The sequence below is a fragment of the Nonomuraea glycinis genome (assembly GCF_035920485.1).
GTDB classification, from domain to species: domain Bacteria; phylum Actinomycetota; class Actinomycetes; order Streptosporangiales; family Streptosporangiaceae; genus Nonomuraea; species Nonomuraea glycinis.
Genome location: NZ_CP109166.1, coordinates 1,681,680 through 1,707,307, shown reverse-complemented (window position 1 = coordinate 1,707,307; position 25,628 = coordinate 1,681,680). Strand labels below are relative to the sequence as shown.

15 protein-coding genes are annotated in these 25,628 nt (G+C 63.7%); 6 read left to right on the top strand and 9 right to left on the bottom strand.

Annotation, left to right across the window (positions count from 1 at the left end; genetic code table 11):
* Nucleotides 1-40: 40 nt before the first annotated feature.
* From OHA68_RS07850 to OHA68_RS07830, 5 genes are all read right to left on the bottom strand, one after another.
* Complete coding sequence (locus OHA68_RS07850) at nt 41-1,213, bottom strand: DNA cytosine methyltransferase (protein ID WP_327107012.1); 1,173 nt, start codon at nt 1,211-1,213, stop codon at nt 41-43.
* Nucleotides 1,214-1,223: 10 nt separating this feature from the next.
* Nucleotides 1,224-2,201, bottom strand: coding sequence for a DNA cytosine methyltransferase (locus OHA68_RS07845; RefSeq protein ID WP_327107011.1), 978 nt, complete (start codon nt 2,199-2,201; stop codon nt 1,224-1,226).
* A gap of 66 nt (nt 2,202-2,267) precedes the next feature.
* Nucleotides 2,268-3,089, bottom strand: coding sequence for a DUF6339 family protein (locus tag OHA68_RS07840; protein ID WP_327107010.1), 822 nt, complete (start codon nt 3,087-3,089; stop codon nt 2,268-2,270).
* Nucleotides 3,086-4,018 carry a hypothetical protein gene (locus OHA68_RS07835; RefSeq protein WP_327107009.1) on the bottom strand — a complete coding sequence of 311 codons (933 nt, stop codon included), beginning with the start codon at nt 4,016-4,018 and terminating at the stop codon, nt 3,086-3,088. Before OHA68_RS07835 ends, OHA68_RS07840 begins: the two co-directional genes overlap by 4 nt.
* Complete coding sequence (locus OHA68_RS07830; RefSeq protein ID WP_327107008.1) at nt 4,015-6,108, bottom strand: helix-turn-helix transcriptional regulator; 2,094 nt, start codon at nt 6,106-6,108, stop codon at nt 4,015-4,017. The genes OHA68_RS07835 and OHA68_RS07830 overlap by 4 nt, the downstream gene beginning before the upstream one ends.
* Nucleotides 6,109-6,549: 441 nt before the next feature.
* Here OHA68_RS07830 and OHA68_RS07825 point away from each other — a divergent pair, with 441 nt between their 5' ends.
* The 5 genes from OHA68_RS07825 to OHA68_RS07805 all read left to right on the top strand — a co-directional run bounded on the left by OHA68_RS07825 (nt 6,550) and on the right by OHA68_RS07805 (nt 20,377).
* Entirely contained in the window at nt 6,550-11,247 is a 4,698-nt protein-coding gene (locus OHA68_RS07825; protein WP_327107007.1) for a DEAD/DEAH box helicase, read from the top strand.
* Complete coding sequence (locus tag OHA68_RS07820) at nt 11,244-13,148, top strand: ATP-dependent helicase (RefSeq protein WP_327107006.1); 1,905 nt, start codon at nt 11,244-11,246, stop codon at nt 13,146-13,148. Before OHA68_RS07825 ends, OHA68_RS07820 begins: the two co-directional genes overlap by 4 nt.
* Entirely contained in the window at nt 13,132-16,356 is a 3,225-nt protein-coding gene (locus tag OHA68_RS07815; protein WP_327107005.1) for a helicase-related protein, read from the top strand. The genes OHA68_RS07820 and OHA68_RS07815 overlap by 17 nt, the downstream gene beginning before the upstream one ends.
* 2 nt (nt 16,357-16,358) lie before the next feature.
* Nucleotides 16,359-18,221 (top strand): DUF1998 domain-containing protein, encoded by a 1,863-nt coding sequence (locus tag OHA68_RS07810; RefSeq protein WP_327107004.1) that lies wholly within the window; start codon nt 16,359-16,361, stop codon nt 18,219-18,221.
* A gap of 62 nt (nt 18,222-18,283) precedes the next feature.
* A complete protein-coding gene (locus OHA68_RS07805) occupies nt 18,284-20,377 on the top strand; it encodes a UvrD-helicase domain-containing protein (protein WP_327107003.1) in 2,094 nt (697 codons plus the stop codon).
* Here OHA68_RS07805 and OHA68_RS07800 read toward each other — a convergent pair.
* From OHA68_RS07800 to OHA68_RS07785, 4 genes are all read right to left on the bottom strand, one after another.
* The gene (locus OHA68_RS07800) at nt 20,358-22,301 is read right to left on the bottom strand and encodes a DNA translocase FtsK (protein ID WP_327107002.1); all 1,944 of its coding nucleotides are present in this window, start codon (nt 22,299-22,301) and stop codon (nt 20,358-20,360) included. The genes OHA68_RS07805 and OHA68_RS07800 overlap by 20 nt on opposite strands.
* Nucleotides 22,302-22,556: 255 nt before the next feature.
* Nucleotides 22,557-23,483 carry an HNH endonuclease signature motif containing protein gene (locus OHA68_RS07795; RefSeq protein ID WP_327107001.1) on the bottom strand — a complete coding sequence of 309 codons (927 nt, stop codon included), beginning with the start codon at nt 23,481-23,483 and terminating at the stop codon, nt 22,557-22,559.
* 351 nt (nt 23,484-23,834) lie between these two features.
* Nucleotides 23,835-24,047, bottom strand: coding sequence for a DUF397 domain-containing protein (locus tag OHA68_RS07790; RefSeq protein WP_327107000.1), 213 nt, complete (start codon nt 24,045-24,047; stop codon nt 23,835-23,837).
* 16 nt (nt 24,048-24,063) lie between these two features.
* Nucleotides 24,064-24,912 carry a helix-turn-helix domain-containing protein gene (locus tag OHA68_RS07785; RefSeq protein WP_327106999.1) on the bottom strand — a complete coding sequence of 283 codons (849 nt, stop codon included), beginning with the start codon at nt 24,910-24,912 and terminating at the stop codon, nt 24,064-24,066.
* Nucleotides 24,913-25,159: 247 nt separating this feature from the next.
* Here OHA68_RS07785 and OHA68_RS07780 point away from each other — a divergent pair, with 247 nt between their 5' ends.
* Nucleotides 25,160-25,597, top strand: a complete 438-nt coding sequence (locus OHA68_RS07780) for an ATP-binding protein (protein ID WP_327106998.1) — start codon at nt 25,160-25,162, stop codon at nt 25,595-25,597.
* Nucleotides 25,598-25,628 lie beyond the last annotated feature (31 nt).

The window sequence follows — 25,628 nt, the reverse complement described above, 5'->3', positions numbered from 1 at the left end:
CGGTTCGCCGAAGAGCCCGAGGTCAGCCGCACAACCGCTTCTACCTTGAAGTGGCCGCGGACAGATAGCGGTACAACTCGCCAGCGATTGCCGTGGCAAGGCCGACGGGGACGGCGTTGCCGATCTGGCGGGCGATCTGAACCTTGCTACCGACCCACTTGTACTTGGGCGGGAAGCCTTGCAGCAGGGCGGCTTCATAATGGGTGATCGGGCGATCTGCCTTGGGGTGAAGGTAGCGCCCCTTCTCTGGTTTGTAGAACTCGGTGCGGATCGTCACTGAGGGGCGGTCCGACCAGAGGCGGCCCATGACATCGCCCGCACCGCTCTGATGGTTGATCCAGTTCGGCGTGGACAGCTCTTCCGGTAGCGAGTGGCGGTTTCCACCCTCAGGGATCGCTTTGTAGCGCCGGAGCGAGTGTGGCGTCGGATTACGGCCGATGTGGAGGTCGGTGGTGAAGAAGGGGCCGGGCAGCGCCTTGCCGAGAAAGTCGCAGGTGCGGTTGGGAAGCTCGGTGGTCTCGGTCTCCAGGGCAGTATCGTTGAAGACAAGGCTGGACGGACGCCAATCGTCGAGGGATGTGAATAGCGCGTCCTCGTCGCCCTTCTTATCCGGCTTCCGGTGTGTCGGCTGAGGGTGCTCAAGCGGCTTGCCCGAAGGATGCGATGCGATGAGATCTCGGTGGGTGGCCAGGACGATCACACGCCTGCGGGTCTGGGGGACACCGTAGTCGGCTGCGTTGAGGAGCTTCGTCTCCAAGACATAGTCGCGCAGTTCGCCATCCCGGGTGGAAGCGGTGAGCAGTTCGAACTCACGAGACCGCAGAAACCGGTCCACGTTCTCGATGACGAATATCTTGGGCTGTAAGGCGAGGACCACCCGGACGTACTCCTTCCAGAGCTGGTTCCGGGGGTCGTTCGGGTCCTCCTTACCCAGTCCCGAGAAACCCTGGCACGGTGGGCCACCGAGGATCACGTCCACGGGCGAACCCACACTCTCAGGGTCCCACCCGGCAATGTCGCCAGCGTAAATGTGGTCGGTCCCACCGGCCTCCTCAGCGAAGTTCGCCGCATAGGTGGACGCCGCCGCGATGTCCAACTCCACCGCACCGACGGTGCGGAAAGCACCTGGCTTGAAGGCGTGGAATCCCTGGCTCAAACCCCCACATCCCGCGAAGAGGTCAACGATGTTCATGGGGCTGGTGGGGGCGGTCATGAGCGTCACCTTACCGAGGTCCACGGCTCAGCGCTGCCGCGATCCGGCGGCCCACAGCCTCCGCGAGCGGGGGCGGGAACGCCTGGGCGACCTGCTTGTAACGGGCCGTCTTGCGTCCGGTGACGATCCAGTCGTTCGGCAGGCCCTGCAACCTCATCACCTGCTCCACGGTCAACTTGGGCACTCCGTCCCGGCCGAGCTCAGGGTCGAGGACGAAGTCATCATCGGGGACGTCGTTGCCGAGGCTGTGGGCGTTCACGGCCAGTGCCATCCACAACTGCTTGGTCCGGGTAGGACCGAGATCGGCGCCGCCGTGGATTTTCGATCCGCCCACGATCGTGGGGGCGGCACGGTTAGCCAACGAGGCCCAGGCGTCCGCGAAGGGCCAGCCTCTGTCCGCCATCGAATCCCGCAGCACTTCCCCGACGGTCGCGCCCGCCTGGTGGGTCGGCGAGGGCCATGCGAAGCGGGTGAAGTCGTCGGGACGCATGGCGACCAGCAAACAGCTACGCCTGGTTTGCGGCACACCGAAATACTGGGCATCCAGGACGTTCCATTCCCAGGAATAATCGAGGTGTTTCAGTTCGGCCTCGACCTCCTCGCGGACTTGCACGAACTTCGGCGACAGCAGCGATGGCGTCGTCTCCAGGAGGATCGCGCGGGGCTGCAGCTCTATCGCGAGGTAGACCGCCGCGGTCAGCAGGTCTCGCTTGTCCTGGGTGCCTTCCTGCTTGCCGGCTATGGAGTAAGGAGTGGACGGAACGCCGCCCGACAAGAGATCGACGGTCCGGATCCGATGGTCGGCTCCGACGAAGTCCTTGAAGTCCATCTCCAGGACGTTCCAACCCGGCCGGTTGGCACGCAGCGTTCGACAGGCATGTGGATCGTTGTCGATCACGACCATTGGATCGAACCCCGCCCGTTCCAGGCCGAGCGCCTGTCCACCGACCCCGGCGCCGATCTCGAGGCTGATGAACCGTCCGCCCATTGGTGCGTCTCCTTGATCCAGGTCCACCGAGGATGTGATTCCGCTTGCGAGGCGAACGCCGTGTATCTAGTTGGATGTGGCGATCGGACTCTCAGTGAACAACTGCTTGAAGAGCGTGGCCAGGGTATCTACGGAGGTGGATCGCGCCCGGCCATCCGAAGGGCCGATCGGCAACGAGTCGTAAGGCACCAGCACACCCGACAACTCTTCGATCCAGTCGCGATAGGCGTCCCCGTCCCTGGGGTCGTCCGGCGCGCGCGCCTCGTAGGACAGCGTGCTGCCTGCCGTGTTCACCGCCTGGGCCAGCGCGTTGACCTGTCGCCCGGTTCGAATCACGTCGGTGGTGAGCAGCCGGATGATCGCCTGGGCCGTCGGCCTGTGGAGGATGACCTCGAGCCTCAGGACCGTGTTCAGCACATCCTGGTTTCCGCAGGCCACCGCGACCGGCTCATAGTCAGGGCCATCGCGGAACAGCTCAGCCGCCCACCACAACCGGGCGAATGCTTGTGAATAGAACGGCCCGGAGAACCGGGTGCGGGACACCGTCGGAGGATTTCCGCGACTCAGGTGCCGCCAGTAGACATAATCCGGTGCCAGCCGAACGGCCAAATAGTTCCAGATCCGGGAGTCCGACGCCTCTCGACGGGTCAATCGCAACGTCGAGTGCAGGACCGGAGCCAGCCAGGCGTCGGCCGAGGTCCGCTCAGCAGGGGTGAAGCGCTTCATCGCCTCGTCGAGAAGCTGTCGTACCGGCTCGGCCTCCCACGGGGCCGGCTCCGACATCTGGTCGATCGCGGTGAGCGGCAGCGGCTCGCTGTCTTCGAGCACGCCCGAGGTGAGGAACTTCGCGGCGGCTTCGTCAGGCAACAGCCTGAGCGTCGTGGTCACTCGTCCTCCGGTTCGGTCTTCTGCAGTGATCGAATGAAACCGCCCAGACTCCGAGGCATCCGCGCCTGTTTGGCCGCGGCGTGCAGCACCCGCGTCTGGATCCCGCCCACCCCCCGATTGACGATCTCCCGGAGCGCGTCATCCGGCGAATGATCAGGGAAGAGGTCGGGAAGCATACGGCGAAGCACCAGACCCCGCCAACCTTCCGGCCAGTCACGGCCGTCGACGTGGTGAGCAGCCTCGTTGAAAAGCGCGGTCCACATGTTCACCGCGATCTGCGCGGCCAATGCGTCCCGCATGGGCCGCTCCGCAGGCTTGGGGCTTTCGAGCGCGGCACGCAACCCGTCGAATCCGCTGTTCAGGTTGAGCATGGCCGCCTGATCGGTGGTGGTCACCGCCCAGGGGTCGCTCTTACACAAGGTCAGTTGCGGATCGTTGGCGAAATCGACCCAACGGGTCTGGATGGACTCTTGCTGTGTCGCCATCCGCGCCCGGAGATCCACGGTCCATGGCTGGGCGACGGTTGCGATCACTCGACCGGGCACGTCGTCCACCGTCGCCACGAGCTGACCGGAGACCCGGATCCGGGCGAAATGGTGATCACGATGGATCTCCACGTCACCGGACCACTCACCGGGCTGCCCCATCATGAGCTTCACCGCCGAATGCTCATTGGTACGCCGTTCCAATACCGTGGCCAGGAAGGCGAGACTGAACCACGGGCCGGCGTCCAGTTCGTGTCGCGGAGCGTTCACCTGGAGCTTGAGCCGTACGACATTCCAGTCCTCGCGATCGAGGAGGTGCAGCGCGACCGTACGGTCCGCTTGCGAGATCATCCCGTACGGCAATGCCACATCGTCGAGTCGAACCTCGTGCACGGTCATAGTGACCTCGCCGGCCAAAACCGGGTAAGGCATGATCTGCTTCATCGGCTGCCATCCCTGGCTTGAGCCAGATCAACCTCGGCGATCGCCATTCGACCGGCCACGGGATGGCTGGCCACATCGCTCACGCCGGTGAAGACCGCAGATCGCTTCCGGGCGACACAGAGCAGGACGTCGCCGCTCACCTCGCAGTTCGACTCGGCCAGAAGCTCGGCCCAGCGTGCTTCTGGCTTGGGACCGGAGCGGGTGACGAACCGGAGCAACGGACGGAGCGTCCATGGATCTTCCCGCTCTGGCAGCTTGATCTCGACCCTGATCCGCCATGCGCCGTCTTCGCCGACCTCGCCGGTCGCGCTCTTGACGGTCGGATAGCCTTTGGTGCGGGGCAATGGCGTGGGATCGAGACTAGTGAACTCTTCCAAGATGGAGGGGGTGCCGTCCCGCGCAACGGGCTCGGCGGGCTTCAAGGCGCCGCGAACCGTACCGAGGATCGTTCGCCGGAACTCCTTCAACCTGGTGGTGGCACCACGCGCATAGGTCGAGGTCAGATCCTCGGTGGGCTTCCAGTCGTTGTGCTCGGGCGGCTCGGCGGCCCGAAGAAATGCCTCGGCGGCCTCGTCGGCCAGCAGGTCCGCACCTGTCGCGATCCCGGCAAGTAACACGGCCTGGAACTGGGGCGATCCAAGGGGCATTCCGGTGACCGGCCGATCCAATACGGTCATCCTGGTGCCGCGCATGCCGACCAGGCGATTGGGCTTTTGGTCCCCCTCTGTCGCAGGCGTCACCAGCAGCACCGCTCGATGTTCGACCGCACCGGCGCCGGCCTCCGTCTTGCGCGGTGGCACGGTCAGCGGCACGGACAGTTCGACGACGTCATCGGCTTTGGTGAGCTGCGACACCGTGGTCCGATCAAGAAATGCCCGTACGGCGCGAGCACGCACAGGCTCGTAGCGGTACGGGTCCACCCGTTCCTCTGCCACGACCACCTGGCCATCGCGGAACGCCTCCACCGAGGCCTCCAGCATGGGCGCCTGTCCGTGGCCGGCGACCATGGACGCCCAGAAGTCCGAAGCCAGGCCATGGACGAGAACCGTGTGCATATCTTCGAGCGTGGTCGCCTCTCCGGAGGGATCGTGCGCGCCGACGATCAGAAAGCTCGTACCTGGGTCGACGCTGCCCCGGGTGAGATACAGCTCTTCGACCGTGCGTTCACCGGCCCACCAGGACCGGGCGGCGGACTCTCGCACGGGGTCGCGGCTGCCGAGCCAGGCCGGTCCGGCGTACTGGACACCGTTCAGCTCGTGCCAGGGCAGGTCGATGCGACCGATCATGCGGTTCTCGCGCAGATCCTCGTAGGGCTCCGAAAGCGTGCTGTTCACGATGACCAGGCCGAAACGGCTGGCGCCCCAGATGGTGGCCTTGCCCAAGCCGAACGAGCCGCCTGCGGTGCCTTTCTTATGGCTGTCGAGCTGCCTGCGCACCACTGCGGCGAACCGCCCGTCGTCGTACTCCGGCCCGGTCAGGCCGTTGGCGTTGTAGTCGTTGATGCGCAACAGGAGCAGCTTGCCGGTCTCCCGGAGCTCGCGGAGCCCATCGGTCAGCATTCGGCCGACCTTCTGCTTGGGATCGCCGGCCGCCTCGATGTGAGGAACGAGGTCGTCCCAGCGGATGGCCTCCTGAAGTCGACGCAGGCGTTCGCCGGTGATCTCGTGCAGGGTGAAGCGTATTCGGATAGGGCGTGTCCGATCGCAGCGTTCGTCCAGGCTGTTCTGGGTCGCTTCCCTGGCGGTGATCGCCAAGGAAGAGTCGAAGGCGAAGGCGGCGGCATTCCCCAGCTCTCGGCCACCGTCAGAGTGGGCCAAGCGATGATGCCAGTCCACGTATCCGCTGGATTCGGGGGTCTGGTCCCGTGTGGCCGAGGAGCCGGCGGCCAGGTCGAGGATCTCCTCGATCGCGTGGACCTTGTCGATCCGCGGAGTCGCGCGCCCGGTGATCCAGGCCGAAACCGCGGCACGGGTCACGTCCAGGGCCCCGGCCAGATCCGATTGGCTCATGCCTTTGCGGCGCAACTGTCTGCCTAGCCAGGCTCCGAATGCCTCCGGGTCCCGGGTGATGCCGTCACCGTCCTGCGTCATCGCGGGGTCGCTCCAGGTAGGGCGGGGTTCGTTTGACGCCTCAGGCTAGCGTTTAACAACAGTTGACACCACCTGGCAGGCGTTGTCCCTATGGGTTGGCTCTGGTGTCCTGGGTGGGGAGGGCCGACTTGACCGCTTGTGCAACATTTCGTACGGCAAGACCGAAAATCTTGACCCTTGTGCGCAGGCCGCCTCTTATGCCAGCATTTCAAATCACCCCCAAGGGCGAGTTGGTGCGAGGGTCCCTCACAGAGGGCGAAGTGTATCCAAATCCGTCCAACTCGTCTTCATTTTCTTGACTGGCATCGAGCCGTATTTTAGTGTGCCCGAACAAGGGTTGCTTCAGTGTGCCGCCGACAGCTTATTCGGCATGCCGAATTGGTTTCATGTCCGTGCTCCACCCCCCGTCAATTGGCACTCCATCGTTGGGAGACCATTGCTGTGAGCAGCGAAGACCCCTCCGTTCTCGAAGTCATCCTCCAGCAGACCGCGCGCGTGCTTGAGACCTACAAAATCGACCCTGGCCTGGTCCAGGAACACGCTAATGGCGAGCGCCGTATCAAGGAAGGCGGCTACGGCGATCGTCAGATCTTTGAGCTCGTCCAGAACGGTGCTGACGAGCTGAGGAATGAGCCTGGCGGTGAAATCGCCGTGGTCCTCACGGGAACTCACTTGTACTGCGCGAACCAGGGAACGGCGATGACACCTGCGGGTGCCGACACCATCCTGCGTATGGGAGTTTCGCGCAAGCGAGGCGGCCAGATCGGTCGATTCGGGGTAGGTGTGAAGTCCGTCCTGAGCGTCACCGACGTCCCCGAATTCTTCAGCAGCGAGGATGACGGGAGCTTCGGATTTGACAGGGAGTGGGCTGAGCTGGAGATTCAGCGTGCCCAGCCCGCAGCCACCGAGACGCCCGTGCTACGCATCGCCCGTCCACTCGACCGAGATAGGGCTGCTGCCACTGATCCGATCCTCAAGGAACTGCTCTCCTGGGCGACGACGGTCGTGCGGCTGCCGTTGAAGCCCGCCTCCGTGCCGCGGTTGGTCAAGGACATCGATAAGTTTCCAGCGGAGTTTTCCCTGTTCTCCCCGCACGTTGGAACGGTCACCCTAGAGAAGCGGCTGTCCGGACAGGTTTCCAGGCGGCAAATTTTCCAGCAGGTCAATGGCGATCGCCGGACCCTTCAAGAGGTTCTGTCCATCGGGGGCACGGAAGAGCATGAGGAGACCGAGGAATGGCGGGTCTTCACACGCGTACACCGTCCCTCGTCGAAGGCTTTGGAGGAGGCTGGGGAGCTTCACGACCGCCCCGAGATTGACATCGCGTGGGCGGTCGCCGAAGTGGAAGGGCGCCGAACACGCGAGCGTGGCCAGTTCTGGGCCTACTTCCCGACGAACTACGGGACGACGCTCCGAGGCATCGTCAACGCTCCGTGGAAGACAAGCGAGGACCGGCAGAACCTGTACGCGGGCAATCAGTTCAACGAAGAACTGATCGCCGAGGTGGCTGACCTGGTGGTCTCAGCCTTCCCGTTGCTGGCCCGCCCTGACGACCCTGGGGCGTACCTGGACTTCGTCCCGGCCCGCGGTGCTGAGGAACCGCAGTGGGCGGCCAAGGCGCTTGTGGCAAAAATTTGGGAGATCGCCGCCAACAGGCCCGTTTTCCCGAATCAGAACGGAAGGTTCGGCACTCCGGCCGACGTGCGCCTGCACCCGGATAACCTGCGACCGGAATGGCTTCAGTGGTGGGGTGAACACGTCGGACGGCCGGCGAATTGGATGCACCACTCCGTAGAGGCGGTTAAAAACAGGCACCGCCGTGACAGCGCCAATCGGATCCTGGCTCACACCACGACTCCTGTCGCCACGGTCAAGGAGTGGCTGGAGGCACTCGTTTCCGATGGCTCTCCGGAGGCGTCGGCCCGGGCGGTGCTCATCGCCGCGGACATGAAGCTACAGATGCACCCGCAAGCGGAGGATGCTCTGCGGGCCAGGATGGTCCTTACCGAGAACCTCGGCATGGTCGCCCCCTCCACCCAGGTCTTTCGTCGATCTGCCGCCGATGGCCTCGCCGACAACACGCTCTACGTGGACGAACGCGTTTACGCGGGGGACGGGGTCATCGCTCGGGCGCTGGACTCACTCGGTATTCACGAGGCCGATCATGCTGGTCGATTCGCATCCGTGGTGGAGCGCGGTTTCCACGCCTATAGCGACCGTGACTGGGTCGCGTTCTGGGAACTGGCCCGGCTGGCAGGACCCGGTGGAGTTCGGGCCGCTTTCGACGGCCGCAGCATCAACACCGCGAAGGAACTCAAGGTCAGAACCCTCATGGGTGACTTCCGACGAATTAGGGACTCTTTGCTCCCCGGCCATGTGGTTCCAGACGACGGTTCCCGCGACAAGCAGATCGCGGTAGACATGAACTTCCACCGGGAGGACCGAGCGTTCCTCCCGGACCTCGGCCTCCTCACGGGCCCCATCGCCAAGGTTGACCCCGACGAGGAGGACTGGTTCGAGGCATACAAGGAGGCTTGCTGGAAGCAGTATGTGGCCAAGCTTCCGGCCAGCGAGCCTCGGCCAACTCTGGCCAAGATGCATTTCGAAGGGACCCATCCCGCGGGCCCGCTGCATCTTTTCACGTCACTCTCACCCGAGGGGCGTGCGGCCTTCCTCAAGGCCATCCCGTTGGGCGGGGCAGTGGGGAACTGGACCATGCAGGCTGGCAACAAGGGCGTGGCGAGTCGCAAGTCGATCGCATCACCTATTCGATGGCTCGCGCGCAAGTATGGCCATCTGCAGACCTCACGGGGACTCCGAGCGGTCGCGCGGTGCGTCGGTCCAGAGCTGAGCGCCCATAAGGACGTTCTTCCGGTTGCTGAGGTGTCCCCCAGCGTTGCCGCGATGTTGGCCCTGCCGCAGACACTGGATGAGCTGCGGACTTCAGTGTGGGAGGAACTGGTCGAGGAGACATCCTCGTCGACCAGCGACACTTTCCCCGGCCAGGTCTACGCGCTGATGTTCGAGGTCGCCGCGGACTTCCCCGAGGGTGCCATGACGCGGTGTCGGGTCGGCGACGAGTGGCGGAGCGACGTCGAGGACAAGGACATCGCGGTGACCGCCGTCCGTTCCGAGTACGACGCCCTCATACGTGAGAGGGTGCCTGCCCTGCTGGTCCCGACCGAGTCGCTCGCGGAGACGATGCGGGACGCGTGGAACATGCTCGCGCCCTCGGACGCGATCCAGAAAGAGATCAGGGCGGCCGGCCAGTCGGAGGCCATCCTTCTCCTGGAGGAGTTCCCGTATCTGAAGACCATTCGCCGGTCACAAGTGGAGGGGTGGTCCACTGTTCGGTGTAACGAACTTGAGGAGATCATCCGAACTCCTAATGGTATGCGGACTCACTCGATCCCGGCGGCCGTGCTGCAGGAGGAACACAAGGTCCTCGTCAGGAAGCCGGCTGATGATCTGCAGGTGCTCAACGCGGTGGACCGAGTTCTGAAGCTCTCTCTCGGCCCGGCGAACTGCAAGAGCGTTCTCGATCGACGTGAACAGGAACGCAACAACGAGCGCATCCAGCAGATTCGCCAGACCGAGAGTCTCGCCGAGAAGCTGCTGCAGCTCGTGGGCGCGGAAGCTCTGATGAAGGGTCTGCCGGAGGGGCTGCTGGAGAGCGACCAGGCCGCGAAGGGAACGATTCACGGCGAGCGGCGCACCGCCGAGCTGGCGCACAACGCCTATGGGACGGAGGTTCTGCGGATCTACCGAAAGGACATCGAGATCAAGTTCCCCCAGCACTCTGGGAGCTTCCGCGGCGACGCCACGTCAATGCGCATCGTCAACGACCTCGGATTCCCCGGCGATTATGCGGGGACCAAGGGCGAAACCCTGCCGCCATTGGAGAAGGTGTCCGGGCCCACCCTCTTCCCGCGTCTCCACGACTATCAGGAGAGGTTGGCGCGGAAGGCGGTCGAGCTGCTGACCAAGTACGACGCGCCACGCGCCATGCTGTGTCTGCCCACCGGCGCCGGCAAGACCCGGGTGGCCGCCGAAGCCGTCATTCGTGTGATCAAGGAACGCGGGCTGGGTGGCCGCCCGGTGCTCTGGATCGCCCAGAGCGAGGAACTCTGTGAGCAGGCGGTCCAGAGCTGGTCTTTCGTCTGGTCCAAGGTGGGGCCCGATGAGCAACTCATCATCAATCGGCTCTGGTCCGGGCGCGAAGCCGCATCCAGCAAGGACACGGCTCAGCTGGTCGTCGCCACGGACGCCAAACTCGAGGCATGCCTGGACTCGCCCGAATACGCCTGGCTCCGCGACCCCGCCCTCGTGATCGTTGACGAGGCGCACACGTCCATCACGCCGCGGTATACCCGCATCCTCACGTCCATGGGCTTGACCTTCAGGGAAACCTCTCGACCCCTCCTCGGCCTGACAGCCACCCCGTACCGCGGTTTCAACGAGACCGAGACGAAGCGCCTGGCCGACCGCTTCGGGCAGAACCGCCTTGATGACGGCATCTTCGAGAGCGGAGACCCCTACGCGGAGCTCCAGGAACTGGGCGTGCTGGCGCAGGTGGATCATCGGCAGCTTGAGGGCATGACACTCACCCTCACCGAGGAGGACCTCAGGCAGGCGACCGCTTTCGAGGGCGCGAGACTGCCCTCGTCCGTGGAGGAGAAACTGGGGCGTGACATCGAGCGCAACCAGATGCTCATCCGAGAGATCGAGGCGTTGCCCGAGACCAGCCCGGTCCTGCTCTTCGCTACTTCCGTCAACCACGCCAAGCTCATCGCCGCCCAGCTCAACGACCGAGGCATCAAGTCCGCGGCGATCGACTCCGGCACCCCGGACTCCGAACGGCGCACGCTGATCGAAAAGTTCCGGCGCAAGCAGATCCGAGTGCTCACCAACTACGGCGTACTCGCCCAAGGCTTCGACGCTCCGGCCACCGAGGTGGTCATCGTGACCCGACCCACCTACAGCCCGAACGTCTACCAGCAGATGATCGGCCGTGGTCTCCGGGGCCTGAAGAACGGCGGTAAGGAGACCTGTCTGATCCTCGACGTGGCCGACAACATCATCAACTACGACCGCCAGCTGGCATTCACTCAGTTCGAGTACCTCTGGAGCAGCAAGTGAGCGACGCCTACAGCGGCACTCCTGCGCTCACGGCCGAGCAGCGGGCTGTCGTCGAGCAGCCCGCTGATGCTCTGATCCTGGTGACCGCCCAGGCGGGTGCGGGCAAGACCCACACCCTCGTCCGTCGGCTCGACCGGCTGGTAGCCGAAGAAGACCTGAGCGCCGGGGAGATCTTGGTGCTCACCTTCTCCCGTGCCGCCGTCCGCGAGCTCAGGAACCGCCTTTCTCAGTACGGCGAAGCCGCCCGGCATGTGCAGGTCCAGACCTTCGACTCATGGGCGTTCAACCTGCTCGCGCGCGTCGACGCTCAGGGGGACTGGGCCGGCAGGTCCTTCGACGCCCGCATCGAGGGCGCGCAGAAGGCACTGGACGAGGGCCTCGCCGACGAACTGTACGAGCACGATCTTCGTCATGTGGTGATCGATGAGGTCCAGGACCTGGTCGGAGCGCGGCGGGAGCTGGTGGAGGCCCTGCTCGACCGGTTCGACTGCGGATTCACGGTGGTGGGTGACGCGGCTCAGTCGATCTACGGCTTTACGGTCAAGAACCACGCGGAGCGCAAGGCAGAGACCAACCGATTCTTCGAATGGCTCCGTGTCACCTTCGGAGAAGAACTGACCGAGTTGAGTCTCAGCCGGAACTTCCGGGCCAGAACCGACGATGCCAAGGTCGCGCTCGAATTCGGGCCGCGGCTCCGGGCGCTCTCGGAGTCCGGCAACGAGGACGGCGAAGCACACTTCAACCAGCTCCGCAGCGTCCTGACCGGTGTGATGAACTTCGGTGCGTTCGATGAACTCGCGGCCGACGCTCTCACCCGTTACGACGGCACCACCGCGATCCTCTGTCGGACCAATGGCCAGGCGCTGGTGGTCGCCGAGCGGTTGCACGCGATCGGTGTCCCGCATCGACTCCAGCGTCGGGCACGTGATCGTGCTGTTCCGACGTGGCTCGCCCTCCTCTTAGCCCGCTGTGATGCTTCGTCGGTCAACCGGGAAAAGTTCGACGAGTGGGCCAATGACCTGCCGCTGCCGGAAGGCATTGCGGTCGATCTTCTGTGGCGGCTTCTGCAGCGGACCAATTCGAGCCGTGGCTCGGACCGCCTTTTGGACCTGGCCCAGCTCCGCTCGGCGCTGGCTGCCGGACGATTGCCGGATGAGCTGACCGCCCAGCCGCCCACACGCTTGGTGGTCTCCTCATTCCACCGTGCCAAGGGACTGGAGTTCGACCGAGTACTCGTCGTGGATCCCGGGCTGTTGCAGACAATCGTCACTAAAAAGGGCAAGACCATCGAAAGGGACATGGCTGAGGAGGTTCGGCTTCTCTACGTGGCCATGACAAGGCCCCGGGATGAGCTCTATCGGCTCTCTCCCATGGACATGCACAACATCCGGACCAACGATGGCACGAATCGGTGGGCGCGCTACTTCTACCAGCACTGGAGGCGCGACGGTTTGGAACTGCAGGGGGAGGACGTTCTCGCCGAATATCCCGCCGGTACGGTCGACTTCGATGCCGATCCCGCGGATCTGCAGCATTACCTGGCGACGACCGTACAGCCTGGCGACGCTGTCGAGCTGGAACGTCTCTATCCGGACCCGATCGGACTACTGGAGAGCCCGCCATATCTCATCAAACACCGGGGGCGGTTGATCGGCACGGCGTCCGAGATGTTCCGGGCCGATCTCTACAGGTTCCTCAAACTGGGCGGAAGCTATGTCCCTCACACCTTCCCAGCTGCGATCTCTGGGGTCCGTATCGACACTGTGGAGACCGTGGCCGGCAACGAAGCCGCCGGTATCCGCGCCGGGCTCAATCAACACGGCGTTTGGCTCGCACCGCGTCTGACCGGCCTGTCCACCTTCACCTGGGACAAGAAGGAACTCGATGTCGAAGCACAGTGAGCACTACGCATTCCGCGGCGATCTCGTTGAGCGTCTCCGCCTCGACATGATCGGCCCGGTGGGTGGGGCGGACGAGATCCTCACGGACTCCCCGGTCACGACGTATGCCGCCGGTGTTCTCTTTCCCCGGCGTCGCGACGGTGCCGAGGTGATCGAGGAGGTCCAGGAACGTGACATCGACCTCGGCTCGGAGACGCGTGTCAAGGACGACCCACCCGACACCGGTGTCTCCTTGGCGAACGACCAGGCACCCTCGTCCATGGGTCTGACTTTCGGGGTTGATCCGAAGATCTCTTCGACCATCACGGTGATGGTGACGGCCGCCGTCTATGAACCCATCGACAGCACCGGCCGGCCGGTAAAGGCCCAGCGTGCCGAGCGCCGTGCCACCGAAGAGCAGGAACTGCGGTGGCGGCGACGGAAGCTGGAGCTCGCGCCGTTCACGGTGGATGTGCGGACTGCCGATCAGCACAAGGAACGCCTCGCACCAGGCGTCGAATTGCGCGTGCGGGTGCGGCGACCGAAGAACGGCGCGGTTTCCATCACGGTCGCGCTGCTCAATGAGAACGAAGTCGAGAGGTTCGGCATCCGGGACGCTTACTGCCTCTTCCAGCCGAAGATCCATGTTGCCGGCGAGGATGGCACGACGCCCTTCGTGGAGCGGCCTGTCCCGGTCGGTGCAGACGAAGCGGAGATCAAGACGAACCGGCTGCTCTACCGATACGCACCGAACTTCGCCGCCGGGCACGGGTGTGCGGCCGACTGGGACTGGACACCACCCGCGCCGCGTGACGAAGCACTGCTCAAGGGCGCTCCGGCCGCGGTCGCCGCGATCTGGAGTGAATTCGTCCCAAGCAAGGAAGTACTGCTCACCGACTCCAACCCGGAGATCGATGACTCCACGCTCCGCATGATCGACCTGGCGCGCAAGTCCGACGAAGAAATCTTGGCCGGGCTCCGGGATCTGGTGAGTGGCTATCGAGCCTGGATCGCGGAGAGGGCCGAAGAGTCGAGGCTGCTCGGAAACACCGACTTCGCCGAGACGGCCAGGGATCAGATCCGGCAGTGTGAACTGGCTTGTGATCGGATGGATTCAGGTATCGAGACGCTTCGCGGTGAGCCCTTGGTGATGACCGCATTCCGGTACGCCAACGAGTCCATGGCCGTCCAGCGGGCTCGGACAAGCTGGATCAAGGGACACAAGCAGGGCAAGCCCAATGTAGAGATGGGCAAGTGGCGCCCGTTCCAGATCGCCTTCCTGCTGCTCTGTTTGGATGGGGTCGTCGATCCCGAGCACGATGACCGGAGAGTCGCTGACCTCCTGTGGTTCCCCACCGGTGGTGGCAAGACCGAGGCATACCTGGGCATCATCGCGTTCACCGTCTTCCTGCGTCGACTGCGCAAGGGCGAGACAGGTGGCGGAGTCACCGCGATCATGCGATACACCCTTCGTCTGCTCACCCTCCAGCAGTTCGAGCGCGCGGCGACACTGATCTGCGCGATGGAGATCATCCGGGATCAGAGGCCCAAGGAACTCGGCGAGGAGTCGATCTCCATCGGCATGTGGGTGGGCGCCGCGGCCACGCCCAACAAACTCAAGGACGCCGCCACCAGTCTGAAGAAGCTGCGGGACGGCAGTGAGCTCCACACGGAGAACCCGGTCCAGCTCCGCTTCTGCCCCTGGTGCGGCACCGCCATGGGACCCGACGAGTACGAGGTGGACGTCGCCAGTTCCAGGATGCGCATCTTCTGCGCCGACCAAGGCTGCGAATTCCACCATGAGCTTCCCGTACACGTGGTGGATCAGGTGATCTACGCGGTCCGCCCCACACTGATCATCGCAACCGTGGACAAGTTCGCGCAGATCGCCTGGCGTCCCGAGGTCGCCGCGCTCTTCAACCGAGATCGAGAAGACGGTACGGCTCCACCCGAGCTGATCGTCCAGGACGAACTCCACCTGATCTCGGGCCCGCTCGGCAGTCTCACCGGACTGTACGAGACCGCGATCGACGTTGCCGCGGAGCACCCGAAGGTGATCGCCTCAACCGCGACCATCCGCCGGGCCAAGGACCAAGGGAAGCGGCTGTTCAACCGGGAGGTCGCGCAGTTCCCGCCCGCCGGCCTGGACGCCCGTGACTCCTGGTTCGCGGTGGAGACCCCGGCCAAGGACAAGGCGTCGCGCCGCTACGTTGGGTTGCTCGCACCCAACACCAGCCAGGCGACCCTACTGGTCCGCTCGTACGCGGCTCTACTGCACCATGCGGCCCGCATTGACGGCCCCGACTCCATCCGGGACGCGTACTGGACTCTTGTGGGTTACTTCAACAGCCTCCGGCTCCTCGCCGCCGCGGAACTCCAGGTCTCGGACGACGTCCAGGATCGGCTCAAGCTCCTCGCGGAGCGACACGGCACCGAATTGCGGCGGGCCGATCGGCCCACCGAGCTGACCAGTCGCGTGAAATCCAGTGATATCCCGAAGCGGCTCAAGGATCTGGAGCGCATGCTGCCGGACGAGAGCGTCTTCGACACGGTCCTCGCCACGAACATGATCTCCGTAGGCGTGGACGTGGACCGGCTCGGACTGATGGCCATCATGGGTCAACCACAGACCACGGCCGAATACATCCAGTCGAGCAGCCGCGTCGGTCGTCAGCATCCCGGCTTGGTCGTCATGCTCTACAACGCCAACCGGTCTCGGGACCGCTCGCATTACGAGAGCTTCGTGCCCTATCACTCGGCGCTCTATCGGCAGGTCGAATCGTCCAGCGTCACGCCCTTCTCGCCACGTGCCCGCGACCGGGCGCTCCATGCCGTCCTGGTGGGCATGGCCCGACTCATACGTCCCGAGCTCCGGCCCAACGGAGCGGCGGCTGCCGTCCGCAAGTACGAGAGCCGGATCGAGGAGTGGAAAGACCTCATCTTGATCCGAGCAAGGGGGACTCTGGAAAAAGACGGGGTTGTGGACGAAGAAGAACTGGCCGGTGTCGAAAAAGACCTCAACGATATCGTCGCCCGCTGGTTCAATCTGGCCGACGAGAATTCAAGGCTCGCCTATGAGGCCAAACCACGGTTCAAGCGAAGCGAGCAGCGAAATGCCGATGACGCCCTTCTCCGTACCTTCACCGATAACGATCTGACCAAGGCGTTCCCCACTCTGTGGAGCCTGCGTGATGTCGATGCCGAGTCCGACCTTTACCTGGAGCGATGAGAATGGCACTTCGTAGCGGACGTACTCGGCAGGCCGGCCAGAAAGGCGAGTCCGAAGTCACCCGTAAGCCGTTGGGCGCTGTGCGTCGAGCCCAGACCATCACGACGTACGGTGTCGGCTCGATGATTGCTATCGAGGATCAGTCGTACATCGTGAGTGGGCTGGACAGTTGGTTCGTCCGGCGATCAGATGTGATCTACGAGCCACGGCTTCAGCACTGGCTCCAAGTCGCCAAGTTCCAACTTCCTCCGGCGGATGAGCCGCCCTCTGGGGACGGGGTCAAGGTCCGGCTCTTCCCTGAAAAGTACTCGTGCGGCACCTGCAAGAAGCTCCAGGATTTCAAGAGGTTCGGGTCTCCCGCCGGTAAGAGTGTCTGTGGTGCGTGCGACAAGGCACTGACCCCGTCGCGATTCGTGATCGCGTGTGAGAACGGGCACCTGGACGACTTCCCTTACTTCGAATGGATCCACAAGAAGAGCGAGTCCACCAGCGAGACCAAACACGATCTCACACTGGAGAGCACGGGTCGGACGGCCTCGCTCCGTTCGGTCGTGATCAAATGTTCGTGCGGGGTGCGACCTGTATCGCTGGAGGGCGCTTTCGGCGGTGGCGCGATGTCCGAGCTGGGCATCAAGTGCAAGGGGCGCCGGCCGTGGCTCGGACGCGATGCCCAGGAACCGGGCTGCACCGCGGTGCCCCGGACACTGCAGCGAGGCGCATCGGCCGCCTGGTTCTCGATCACCCGGTCCGCGCTGTCGATTCCGCCGTGGTCAGAGACGCTCCAGCAGCGGCTTAACCCGCACTACGAGTTGATGGGCGTCCTGTTGGACAGTGATATGCCCGACTCGGTCATCCTGAACGCAATCGAGAAGACCGACATCATGGATGACGGCCGCTACACAGCGGAGGAAGTCCTCGCGGCCATTCGCCGGCGTCGAGAACTGGAAGCGAGCGGCCTTCCCGATTCCGACGAGACACTCCTGCTGGAGTCGGCCAACAAACTTCGGCGCGAGGAGTACAACCAGCTCTACGACGGCAGAGGCAGTGTCAACCGCGAGGAGGCATTCGAATGCGTACGGGCCCCCGGGGACGGGAGTGCCCTGCCTTACGGCATCAAGCGCTCCATGCTGGTGAAGCGACTACGTGAGGTGCGAGCGCTGGAGTCGTTCACCCGAGTCACCATGCCCGACCCGGTGGGTGGCGACACCCGTCGCGCCGCGATGGCTCGCGGCACTGTGGACTGGCTGCCCGCGATCGAGGTCAGCGGTGAAGGAGTCTTTCTCGCCCTCGATGAGCAGCTCGTGCAGGAATGGGAGCAGCGCGACGGGCCGGTGGAGCGCGCTCAGCAGATCTGGCGCAACCACACCATGGACTTGCGTGAGCATGCGGAGCGAGCCAAGAGCACGAAGCCTCTCGGTGACATCAAATCCCCTGTGACCGTGCGATACATCCTTCTTCATACCCTCGCGCACATCCTGATCAACGAATGGAGTCTGGACTGCGGCTACCCGGCTGCGGCGTTGCGCGAACGGCTGTACGTGGACCAGGACATGGCCGGGCTGCTCATCTACACCGCGACCAGCGACTCGGCCGGCTCCCTCGGCGGGGTGGTGGCCCAGGGCGAGCATCGCAAACTCTACGAGACCCTGGAGGCGGCTCTGAGTCGTACGGAGTGGTGCTCGCAAGACCCGCCGTGCATGGAGTCCGAGGCCAGCGGTATCGCCAGCCTCAATCTGGCCGCCTGCTACGCCTGTGTTCTCCTGCCAGAGACCAGCTGCGAGACCAACAACGTCTTCCTGGACCGCGCCATGCTGATCGGTACCCCGGAAGATCCAGCGACCGGCTTCTTCTACAAGGGTGACTGAGTAACGTGCTCTTCCGGCTCGATCATGCGTCGGGCCGGAAGCCGAACATGAGGAGGGGCGCGGTGCCACGTCTGCGTATCCACCAGGACTTCCTACAGGACCTCATCCGCCTGGAGCGCCCCATCCAGCAGAAGGTCGTCGACACGATCGCCAAGTTCGAGCAGACGGCGCATGCCGGAGCTCACTTGGAGAAGCTCAACGACATCCGCGATGAACGGTTCAAAAGTATCCGGATCGGTCGTAAATACCGTGGGATCGTTCTTGCCCCGAAATCTGGGGACGACTTCACGTTGCTACGTGTGGACACGCACGACGAGGCATATGAGTGGGTACGTCACCGCCGCGTCTCGGTGAACATGGCCGTTGGCCATGTGGAGATCCGTGATGACGCGATCATTGACGACACGATCGAGGGGCTGACGGGTGACCCAGACGAGTCCGTACGTCCGCTCTACGACCACATCTCCGATGCTGACCTAATACGGCTGGGTATCGATCACCAGATGCTCAGGTTCGCGCGGATGCTCACCGACGTGGCCATGCTGGAGGCGTTGGACGGCAAACTGCCGCAGATTCAGTACGACGTGCTCTTCGGGCTGGCGGCCGGTATGTCGCCGGAGGACGTCTGGAACGACGTGGTCGGAAGTGCCGTGCGGGAGAAGATCGATCCGGAGGACCTCGTCGCCGCCGCCCAGCGGATGCCGCACAAGGTGGCGCTGGTGGAAGGACCGGACGAGCTGATGGAGTTGTTCGCCAAGCCCTTCGCCAGATGGCGGGTCTACCTGCATCCGCTACAGCGAGAGGCGGCTTTCCGGTCGTACACGGGCGCGGCACAGGTGACCGGTGGTCCAGGCACCGGCAAGACCGTGGTCGCGCTCCACCGCGCCCGCCACCTGGCCCGGAAGGGCGGGCGAGTGCTCCTGACCACCTTCACCGCGACCCTGGCCCGCTCGCTGGCCGAATCGCTGCGGCTGCTGGAGAACGACGACGAGATCCTGTCCCGTATCGACGTGTTGACCGTTGATCAAGTTGCGCGGCGGACGGTGAACGAGCACGTCGGAAAGTTCGCGCTCCTCCGCGACGACGAGGAGAAGGAGATCTGGAGGAGGATCGTCCGGCATCGCAGTCTGGACTTCACCGAGAAATTCCTCCGCGAGGAGTGGCGGCAGGTGGTTCTCGCACAGGGGATCACTTCCTCCGACGGCTATCTGCACGCACGTCGGACGGGGCGCGGCCGGCGACTCGGTCCCCTGCAGCGCGCACAGATCTGGCGGGCCATCGCCGCGTTCGAGCAGGAGCTGACCGACCACAACTACCGAACCTTCGAGACGATCTGCGTCGAGGCGACGCGGGTACTCAGTGGGCTGGACACGCGAACGTACGACCACGTGATCGTGGACGAGGCGCAGGACCTTCACCCGGTACGTTGGCGAGTGCTCCGAGCTGCGGTCCCCGAAGGTCCGAACGCTCTGTTCATCGCCAGCGACACTCATCAGCGGATCTACGACAACCGCGTTTCCCTTAACTCACTCGGCATTCAGGTCGCCGGCCGATCCACCAGACTGAGGATCAACTACCGGACCACCGAGGAGATTCTCGCGTGGAACTGCGCCATGCTCGCCGGCGAAAAGTTCGATGGGCTCGATGGGCAGCGAGCGAGCCTGACCGCCTGTCGCTCCGAGGTTCATGGTGACAAGCCCGAGCTGTACGGCGCATCGACCAAGAACGCTGAGCTGGCGTACCTGGTCGACATCGTGCGCAGTTGGCTCGATGTCGGAGTGCAGCCAGAAGAGATTGGAATCGCAGCCCGCTCCGAAACGCTCGGACAGTCAGCTGCGGAGGCCTTGACCCGCGCCGGCGCCGCCGCGTGCTATCTCTCGCGTGATCGTGACGGTGTGGACGGCCAGGTCCGGGTCACGACCATGCATCGGATGAAGGGCCTGGAGTTCCGGTGCGTCGCGGTGATCGGTGTGGGTGCCCATCAGTTACCAGCGGCGAATGCGGTCACACCTTTGGAAGAGGACGAGACAACGCATCGGAACGATCTTCAGCGGGAACGCTGCCTGCTTTTCGTGGCCGGTACCCGCGCTCGCGAACGCCTTCACATCTCCTGGCACGGTGAGCCGAGCTCGTTCCTCAACCTCTCCAGTGGCTGACGATCGCCGCGATCTCCTCATCGGAGATCGTGGCGAGTCTGACCTCGTGCGGCACCCCATGCCAGCCTGCCAGGAACAACCCGTTCCCCAGACGTAATGACTCGGCGCCTTTCCGGTCGAGGATGCTCAGACTGCCCTGTGCCGTGGCCACGGGGAGGGCCAGTCGGGCTGGGAAGTAGCCCTTGAGTCGGCCGCTGAGCACGCGTTCGGGGTCTGCACTCGTGCGGGCGATGACATGAACTCCGACCGCCCGACCTTCTCTGGCCAGCTCGGTGATCGCTTCGTCGTCGCCGAGGTCGGTCAGTTCGTCGATGACCACGACCACGTCCGGGTGGGCCAGCTCGGTGTCGCCCAGGGCACCGATCGGGGGCGGTTTCCGGGCTTCGCGTACCTCCCGGTTGAACTGCTCTGTAGTCCGGCACGACCGTGCGGCGAGATCGGCATAGCGGCCTTCGACCTCGGCCAACGCCCAGGTCAGTGGATCGCCCTTGGCTTGATCGACCGAGTGGGGGAGGTCTGCGAAAGGGTTCTCTCGACCGGTGATCACCAGACGGAGATGCTTCGGATGGTGTCGCATCGCGAGGGAGGCAACGATGCTCGGGACCGGGTCGAACGATCCACCACTTCCACCAATCAGGAAATGTGGTGATTCGTCGAGTTTCAGGAATGCAGGTGTCTCATCTCTGGCACGGCCGAGGCCTGCCAGCAACGAGTCGTCGTTGGGGGCTTCGCGGAGGATGTCACCCAGGCTGAGCGGATCGGGAGCCCGGTGGGGGACCTCGACTCCGATCGCCACCACGTCTGGCAAGGGCGATGTCGACCGCTTCATGAGCACGAGCCGGCTCTCGCTGTTGTGCACAGCGGTCCTGACTTCAGTGGCCAAGGCGAAGACTGCGGCCTCCGGTGTCGTGGGGCCGAGCCTGATCTCGAACCGGGTCAGTTGGGGAGTGCGGGTGTAACCGGTGACTTTGGCGTCGATGCGAGCCTTGTCCAGCACCTGATTGATGGCCTTGGCCATGGCGTCATCCGCGTTGGTCTGCCTACGCCCGGGCCCACTGGACCTCAGCAGATGCTCGGGCGGAAGCCGATCGACCTTCTTGGCGGCAGGCTTGGGGGCAGACAGGCGCATGGCCCGGAGCCGGTCGGTGACCTCGGCGGCCGACTGCGGGCGCTCTTCCGGCTTCTTGGCGAGGAGCTGGAGGATCAGTTCCTCCAGCTCGGACGGGATGTCGTGGCGGATTCTGTGCGGTGGATTCGGTGTTTTTTCGGCGTGCTGAAGGAGGAGCTGCCAGATGTTGCCATGGAAGGGCCGATCACCGGTGGCCATCTCGTAGAGCACGCACCCCAGCGAATAGAGATCACTGCGCTCGTCCGGAGCGCCATCGGTCTGTTCCGGCGCTGCATAGGCCGGCGTGCCGGCCTGCACCGTGGCCCTGCCAGTGTCGGCGACCCTGGCGATGCCGAAGTCGCAGATCTTCGGTCGGTCACCGGGCAGGAGCATGATGTTGGCCGGCTTGATGTCGCGATGGATGACCTTCTTGGCGTGCGCAGCACTGAGAGCCTCGGCCAGGTGAGCGCCGATCGTGATGACTCGCTCGATCGGGAGACCGTTCGAAGGTTCGATCATGACCTTGGACAGGTCCTTGCCTTCGAGAAGCTCCATGACGAAGAACAGCCGCCCGTTGTCCTCGTCGGCGTCGTGGACGACGACGATGCCGGGATGTTGGAGCTGGCCACAGAGCTTGGCCTCGGTCCGGAAACGCGCTACCCGCCGAGGATCGGTGGCAAGGTGGTGAGGAAAGATCTTGACTGCGATCTCACGGTTCAAGCGCAGGTCGAAGCCTTTCCAGACCTCACCCATCGCTCCGGCGCCCAACTTTTCGTCCAGACGGTATCGACCGGTCAATGTGACACCGTCGAGCACGACACGCCTCCTGATCGATCAAGATGTCAGCTTCACGATGCGGATCGTAGCGTTCCAGGATACGAGTTGCCGATCCTTGCATACCGTCACCGGGGCTAGACGTGGGCGAAGTTCTGATCAGCTGCGGGGTCGTTCTATCGTCCATCTCCGTCAACGTTCCATCGGAAGGAGACTACCGGCGAGTCGCCCAGCTTCTCGATCTCGATGACCAACACGCCAAAGCGCTCCTCCGGCGGCCACCATGTGTGTCGCCGGTCAACCGAGGAAGACCTCGGCACGGTGCCACGCGTAGTACTTCTCGCGAGCCTGGTTCCACCAGGGGGTTCGACGTCCAAGCAACCGCATCCGGAGGAACCCAGCCGTGGGATCTGGGAGGAGGAGGGCCTCGGAGCTGACCAGAAGCATTCCAACGTCCGAGACGCCGATGTAGCCGAGTTCGTAAAGAGTGTCACAACCGAGTAGGCATACTGCCATGCCGATGTTGGATAGTTGACGACGTTCGTCGTCGGAGCATTCGCTTCGCGGTTTGATGTGCGCAGCCACGAGCAGACGCCGAGGAAGCTCCACCCCACACAAGGCGCACTGGCCAACCCGTACCTCAGGAGGCAATAGGTAATTTCTTAATTGCTCTTGCTCTCCACGGTGGAGGTCGATTCTGTGACGGTTCAAAGCGCCTTCGAATAGGGTTTCCATGGTGCTGGATGGTCCGGTGGGTGATGGCACCGAGCGGGACCGGGCAAGCGAAGCCTCCAGGCGCGGTCCGTCCTCAGGGCCGAAACCAGGCACCTCGAGCGTCAGGCGAATTCGCTTTCTCCGGTTTCCGTCTGGCGACCTGCCGATTCCGCGCTGGCCTCTTGTCAGCTCGTCCGCAAGCGTGGCTGTTTCCGCGAGCTTCCCAAGACTGACGCCCTTGAGAAGCCTCCTGTCGTCCTCTGCGAAGTCCTGCAGCGCCGTCCTGGAGATGACTTGCGCATCTATGATCACGGCATCGAGCATGCGGAGCCTGTCGAGGAGCAGGGTGAGCACCAGTTCGTAATCCGAGTTCCTAGGCAGATCCTGCCTTGGCTGGCTTCGAGGTGGGCTACCCCCAGCGCTTTCCAGGATCAAGGCCAGCCTCGCTCCCAAGCGTTCCACAGCGAACACGGAATTCAGCTGGACATCATTTTCGTCATACGGGCGCACGCAACAAAGATCGCACGAGGCTGGCTAGCTTGCAAAATGAGCGTTGTGAAGCCATATATCACGGTGCTGTTCGCCGCCCATGATCATCGCCCCCTTGGGGGCTCTTCGATCTTGAGGGGGAAGGACGTCGGCGTGGCCTGGGTTCAACCTGATAAGTGTGCGGTATCGGCGACACCGGGACGGGTTCCGCACTCTTAAGCACGTCCAGAGCGGAGCGAACCCGGTTTCACATGGTAGTTTAGGCTCCACGATCAGCTTTCTCTACTCATACAGATGGCGCCGCTTGCTGGGTTGAGCAACGGTTCCCATGCTCAGCCCACTTCCAGAGTCGCAGGGATGGCCAAAGCCGAGTTACAGGTCGAACTCGCCGCTCTTAACCCCTTGCGTGAAGGCACTCCACTCGTCAGCTGTGAAAATGAGGACCGATCCCTGAGGGGCTTTACTGTCGCGTACGGCGACACGATCACCGTCAACGAAAGCGATCTGCACGCATTGGCCATTCGCGCCGCTGAAGCTGCTGGTGCGCCAGGCGGCACGGGAAAGATCTAAATCTTTTTTTAGCATCCCGCACTTCCTTTCACTATGTATTTCTGATCAGGCTGGCCATCATGTCCCGAGACTCTGTCGGACTCGCTGCGGTCGCTTGAAGCCGTTCAAATATCAGATTATATCGCTGCAAGGCCTTTTCGCTATCCAAGAACAGGTCCGCAGCGCTCGTCTCGATGTACACCACATCGTGAACCCCTTCGGAGAACCGAAGGATGACGAAGGAGCCATGCATCCCGGGGTGCACGCCAGCGTTGTAGGGCATCACCTGCAACGTCACCTGCGGTTGCTCGCTGTCGTTGACGAGTCGCTCCACCTGCTGGCGCATGACCTTAGGGCCGCCAACCTGTCGATGCAGCACCGCCTCATCAATGATCGCCCAGAGCGGTAGCGAGGGACCGCGTTGAGCCTGACGTGTCATGCGGGCGACCACTCGTTTCTCTACCTCGTCCGGAGGGAGCTCTGGGTCGCTGCCGGGAATCGCCGCCCGCGCGTACGCCTCGGTCTGCAGCAAGCCAGGTACGAATGAGGACTCGTAGTTAAGGAGCTCTTGCGCCTCGTGTTCGAAGCCGATGTATGTGGCGTACTGATCGGGCAAGCCTTCCGAGGTGCCCTGCAGCCAGCTCTCCTCCTTGGCCAGCTTGAGGATTGCCACCAGCTCGTCCTGGCGAGTCGCAGGCACGCCGTACACGCTGAGCAGCGCCCGCAGAGTCCTAACCTGTGGCTTCGCTTGGGCCGTCTCGATGCGGTAGAGGGTGGCACGGTTGATGTCGGTGGCGCCGGCGACCTGCTCACGTGACAGGCCGGTGCGTTCTCTGAGCTGCCGCAACTCCATCGCAAGGCGCCGCAGGCGGACAGTCGGTGCCTGTCTCGGATGGGCCATGCGGCAAAGAGTAGCGGAATCTAACCAACCGATGTCTACGCAACGTGTTGCGTCCGCGACAGGACGTGTGCATCATGTTGCGTAATCACTTCGTCACTTTGTGTTAGACGGACAGGCTGATCTTGTCTGCCGAGCTGGAGCTCTCGCCCAGGAGAACGGGCGAGAGGTGCGTACATACGAAGAGAGGCACGTTTCTTTCATTGGCCCCGCAATGCCTGCGTGGCCGTACCTGTCAAGGAGCAACGCGATGAAGGAGCGGTTTCTGGGGAAGATCGTGCTGCCAGGGGGCCCAGGGTCGGTGCCAGTAGCTCGGTGCTGCGTGGGGGAGATCCTCGTCGCGGCCGGTCACAAGGATGTGGCTGATGTGCAATTGCTGGTCAGCGAGCTGGTCAGCAACGCCGTCGCACATACCGCCTCTCAATTGAGTGGCGGTCGCATCGTGGTGTTGATCGCGGAGTTGGGGCCCGACATGGCGCACATCGAGGTGATCGACGAGGGAGCGGACACCGTACCGCGACCCCGCATCTCCGAAGCGGACGATTGCACCGGGCGAGGGCTGTGGTTGGTCTCGCAGCTATCCGCCAAATGGGGGGTACGTGCTTCCAGCCCGGAATGCGGTGCTGTGTGGGTGGACGTACCTACAGCGCTGACTGAACCGATGGTGCTTGTAAGCGATCAGGCGTGACCATGGCGGTGGGGGAGCACTTGTCGGCCGA